Raw genomic sequence first — 4537 nt, 5'->3', positions numbered from 1 at the left:
TATCCAAGCCTTAGTCGATGGGATGCTCCAAAAAAGTCAATCAGTCAAAAGTACGCACGACTGGCTGCACGACACCGAGCAGTTCAACAGCTGGATGAATAATGCCTACCTTGGGCTCGATGAAGATGAATCAAAGTCGCCTATTCATGAAGTGCAATAAAATCCAGGAGGCCTTGTGGCAGAAAAAACACCAAACCCACCCGTAAAGCGAGAAGAGCCGACGCCTTGGTATGGCCTACCTTTTGTGGCTCTGGGGCATCTTTTCTGGATATGGGTACTATTAATACTGATCGAATGGTTCGCGCCTTTTTGGGGACAAGTAACAGGGCAACACGCCAAAACCGTATTGGTTGAGCACATCACCTTGCTGCAAAGCGATCAGCCGCATCTGGCGGCTAAGGTGATGGGATTAGTGAATGCACTGAGTCAACGCATCGAGACACTGCTCAGTATTGAGTTTGATGGGGCATTGGCTTTTGCGAACGTGTATTGGCACGGCGTGGTGTATGTCACCCTCGCGCTGTTTGTTCGCGTCGCGCTGCTTTTTTTAAGTTGGCCTTTGTTCTTACTGGCCAGCTTTCTTGGGGCATTCGATGGGCTGATCTCTCGTCAGCGACGCACCGCCTTTGTCGGGCGTGAAACCGAAACTACTCATTACTACGCGCGCCAAGCCGTCTCTATGACCATGATCGGGGCCGGTTACTTATGGTTGTTCATTCCTGGGATTTGGCCCCTATCTCCGACCTTAGTGTTGTTGCCTGCAGCAGGCATGACAGGGTTACTGGTTCGCACCAGCGTGGCGAGCTATAAGAAGTACCTCTAAAGATTCGCCCTAGACTGGCGCCTGAATAAATCCTTTTGGAATTATATCATAATTTCAAAAATTAATACTCGTTAAAAATACATCCACCAATGTATTTCTATCGAGTATTTTCCATTGCCTTTTTGCTAGCGTGTTGACGTCTTTCTAATTAGGAGTCAACACCGTGAAATGGCCACTTTTATTCTGTCTGAGCGTGCTCAGTCCTAACCTGTATGCCGACGTCGATACCGAGCAGCGAGAGCTGGCTTTAGTGTCTTCGCAGCTGAACACCCTCGACTACCTCATCACGCGCGCTGAGCGCGAAGCTGATTATCGCGCCGCGCGTCAGTTTGATTACGATGCGCTGCGCCTTGATATCCGCACCCTTCAAGCGGGCATTGATGCTTATTTACGCCCTGAACGCAGCGCGCCAAAGCCAATCACCCCACTGGGCGGCGACTACCTCGTGGACGCGCCTCATGAATGATCCCCTTTTAGCCTTTGAGCATGGCGCAGGATTTGAGGCCAATACGCTGGCATTGGTGTTAGCGGGCCTCACCAGCGCCTTGCGGATGCTGTGGGTGTTCTGGAGCGGCTTTCGCGGCATGAAAAACAAAAAAGTGACCAAAGAGGTGTTTCGCCGCTTGGTCTTTCGCGCCGTGTTTATCTTTCTCATCCTGCAATGGTTTTTATATTACGGAGTCGCAACATGATCCAACTTCGAGCGTTTTTTCTTTTTGTCGTCACTTGGCTGCACAGCCTGAGCGCGATGGCGGACATCCCCACCAACAATACCCCGTCTCAGGGCGGCAGTGACAACATCTTAGAGCTCATTTACGCCTATGCCTACGACATCTTGCTTTACGGTGGCGGCATCTTCATTGCCTTCTGCTTTGTCTATTTCCTGGGTCACATCTGGGATGTATTCAGCAAAATCAAAGAGAAACAAGCGACCAAAAAAGACCTGCTCAGTGACGGCGTGATTGGCGCTGTGCTTTTGCTGCTGTCGGTGTGGGGGCTCAACTACGGCCTTGATATTTTGGAGGGTGTGTAATGCACAGCGCTTCAACCTTAAACGTCATGCCCCCGTTTTATAAAGGTCTGTCGATGGGGGAGATGGGGCTACTGGTCCTCGTATGCATGACCCTTACCGGATTGCTGGGATTGGCACTGTATTGGGCGTTTGGCGCGCCGCTCATTTTGTTTACCGCTTTACTGCTCGGGGCGCTCGGCGCTTTTGCACTGCCAAAGAGTCTCATGCGAAAGCTCAGCCGCATCAAAACGCACCATTGCCAACATTACGCCAGCAAACGCTTTGAGCGCTGGTTTCACCCAGAGCGCTATCACATCGATGCGCGCCGCTTTGCCTGCAAACGCATCGGCTGATAAGGAGAAAACATGAGTCAACCACCGAAAAGTCGATTTCGCGCCTCATTGAGTGGGCGAGACAGTCACATCCGCTCGCTACGCGGCGCCCTCGCCATGATGAGCGCCCTCGCATTGGTCACCACTTGGGGTTGGTATCAAGCCGGCCAAGACATCACGGTGCACACGCCGCCCGATTTAAGTTCAGGCTCCTCACGCCCATGGTGGGAGGTGCCTAAGCCCAATGTGTATGACTTTGCCGTCAATTTATTTGGACTGATTAACCGATGGCCCAGCGATGGCAATCAGCAATACAGCGAGAACCTGCATCGTTACACCGATTACCTGACGCCCAGCTGCAAAAAGGTCTTAACACAAGACTTTCAAAACAAACGTCGCACAGGGGAGTTGTCGGGGCGAGAACGCAGTTTAGCGCCCATTCCCGGTTACGGATTTGACGATTGGCGCGTCACCACGCACAGCCGTGATAGTTGGACAGTGCAAGCCGATTTAGAGCTCAAAGAGTACGTGGACGGCACCTTGGTCAAACATAACTTCATTCGCTGGCCACTGCGTATTGTGCGTTACGACATTGATGCCGAGCGCAATCCTTGGAAGCTCGCCATTGATTGTTTTGATGGCCCAGCAAGAGAGATTCAATTCAATGAAACGCAGGAGAAAGAGCAATGATGCGAACGCTGATGAAAAGACATGGGGAACTGTGGTGGATACTGCTGCTGAGTCTGATGACTCATACCAATGCTCAGGCCAGTACGCCTCGCGCCATGGAGTGGCAGGGCGTCCCGCTGCAAGTGGTGCTCACGCCAGGGCAAGAGACCACCCTGACCTTGGGCAGCGACGTGCGCGTCGCGCAACCGGCGCATTTAACGCCTTACCTGTCCATGACCTCACTGGCAGGGCGAGTTTACCTCACAGCCACCGAGCCTTTTGACTCAACTCGCCTTCAAGTGATGCGCTTGAGTGATGGATTGCGCTTAATGCTCGATGTCAGCGCCAAAGCGGGCGTGGTCACCCCGCCGCAGATTGACATTGTTTTACCGGGTGGCAAGGAAGAGGGTAATAACTTGAGTAGCGCTGCAAACGAGTCACATCGTTCAAAATTGAAGATGGCGCCGCAAGCCCTGCTGGTGCGTTATGCCATGCAAAGTCTTTACAGTCCATCGCACGCCATTGAGCCTTTATCTGGCGTAGTGCGAGCGCCGATGGGACTGCCTCGTGATATCAGCCTAAGCGCGTTCAGTCAGTGGCGAGTGAATGCCAAGCCCATTGCGGCTTGGCAATTGGGCGAGCAGGTGGTGACTGCCGTGAGCCTAACCAATAAGGCATCAAAGCGTGAAACCCTCGACCCAAGACTCGTTACTCTCAGTCCTCGCTGCTTTGCACTGCGCTGCGCAGTGAGCTTTTCCCATCCTGAAATCGGGAACGCAGGCTCACCCACCGCCCAAGCGACGGCCTTTATTGTCACACCAGGGCCCCTGGCTGGATACCTTCTGCCTAGTCGTTTACCTAGCCATTTACCTAACCATGGAGGGGAGTAGCGATGTTAAATAAAGGAAACCCCGTCATACGACTGGCGGCGCTTATCGGCGCGACCGGCTTTATCGCCATACTGGTCATTGCAGTATTAAAGCCGTCAGACATCGAAGCTAATGTTGAGCCCACCGAAGACACGACTCCGGTCAGCGTGACGACGTCACAAACCCAGGCTCAAGTGCTGCAGGCGTTTGATGACAGCCCAACCGACACCATTCGAACGCTCAATGCCGCGTACTCAAAAAGTGAAGCCGAAAAAAAAGCCCTCTCGGACGCGTTAAAGCAAACGCAGCTTCAGGTTGAACATCAACAAACCCAAAACAGTGAGCAGGTGAAAGCCCTTGAAACCCAATTAAGTCAGCTTGCCCAAAGACTCAACTCATCATTAAGCACCATTGAAGAGAAAGTCAGTCAAAGCCGAGACCACCTCAAGGTGCGTCAAGCGCCAGTGCGTGAGGTGATAGACGTCTCTTATGACGACCTTGGCATTGATTCAGGGCGTCAGGGACTGGCCGTGGGCACGGCGCCGGGCGGCTATCACCCATCCTTTGAGGCTCAGGGCGTAGCTCAAGACAACTGGATTTGGACCGAGCCGCTGGATGCAACTCAAGACAAAGAGGGCAACTGGATAACCCCTGCCACCCAAGCGGTCAAAAACGCACTGGGCGCAGCAGATGACGCGTTTACCAGCCAAACCGGTCGATTTGATGCCAATCAACAAGACGGAATGCCAGTGTACACCCTACATCGCGGCACTATGCTGGCCGATGCAGTCAGCATGACCGCACTGATGGGGCGCATTCCCTTGAACGGCCA

The 4537-nt window shown here is 53.0% G+C and carries 7 protein-coding genes and 1 pseudogene; all 8 read left to right on the top strand.

Translation table 11 applies throughout. The features are described 5' to 3' along the window. Positions 1 to 175: 175 nt before the first annotated feature. Positions 176 to 823, top strand: coding sequence for a DUF4400 domain-containing protein (locus tag AB6D93_RS23565; protein ID WP_019825427.1), 648 nt, complete (start codon positions 176 to 178; stop codon positions 821 to 823). Positions 824 to 986: 163 nt separating this feature from the next. Then, positions 987 to 1289, top strand: a complete 303-nt coding sequence (locus AB6D93_RS23560) for an RAQPRD family integrative conjugative element protein (protein ID WP_019825425.1) — start codon at positions 987 to 989, stop codon at positions 1287 to 1289. After that, complete coding sequence (locus AB6D93_RS23555; protein ID WP_372159225.1) at positions 1282 to 1515, top strand: TIGR03758 family integrating conjugative element protein; 234 nt, start codon at positions 1282 to 1284, stop codon at positions 1513 to 1515. The genes AB6D93_RS23560 and AB6D93_RS23555 overlap by 8 nt, the downstream gene beginning before the upstream one ends. Then, complete coding sequence (locus AB6D93_RS23550) at positions 1512 to 1856, top strand: TIGR03745 family integrating conjugative element membrane protein (RefSeq protein WP_017108824.1); 345 nt, start codon at positions 1512 to 1514, stop codon at positions 1854 to 1856. The genes AB6D93_RS23555 and AB6D93_RS23550 overlap by 4 nt, the downstream gene beginning before the upstream one ends. After that, positions 1856 to 2188: a DUF3487 family protein gene (locus AB6D93_RS23545; protein WP_102332153.1), complete on the top strand. Its 333-nt coding sequence runs from the start codon at positions 1856 to 1858 to the stop codon at positions 2186 to 2188. Before AB6D93_RS23550 ends, AB6D93_RS23545 begins: the two co-directional genes overlap by 1 nt. Before the next feature lie 12 nt (positions 2189 to 2200). After that, on the top strand, positions 2201 to 2857 hold the full coding sequence (locus tag AB6D93_RS23540) for a PFL_4703 family integrating conjugative element protein (protein ID WP_102332152.1): 657 nt from the start codon (positions 2201 to 2203) through the stop codon (positions 2855 to 2857). Beyond that, positions 2854 to 3726, top strand: a complete 873-nt coding sequence (locus tag AB6D93_RS23535; RefSeq protein ID WP_102332151.1) for a TIGR03749 family integrating conjugative element protein — start codon at positions 2854 to 2856, stop codon at positions 3724 to 3726. Before AB6D93_RS23540 ends, AB6D93_RS23535 begins: the two co-directional genes overlap by 4 nt. A gap of 2 nt (positions 3727 to 3728) precedes the next feature. Continuing rightward, positions 3729 to 4537 (top strand): annotated as a pseudogene (locus AB6D93_RS23530) (TIGR03752 family integrating conjugative element protein); the annotation flags it as partial.

The sequence above is a fragment of the Vibrio sp. 10N.247.310.23 genome (assembly GCF_041467155.1).
Lineage (GTDB): Bacteria > Pseudomonadota > Gammaproteobacteria > Enterobacterales > Vibrionaceae > Vibrio > Vibrio crassostreae_C.
Note: the sequence above shows the minus strand (reverse complement) of the source record. Positions and strands in the feature narration are given on the sequence as shown.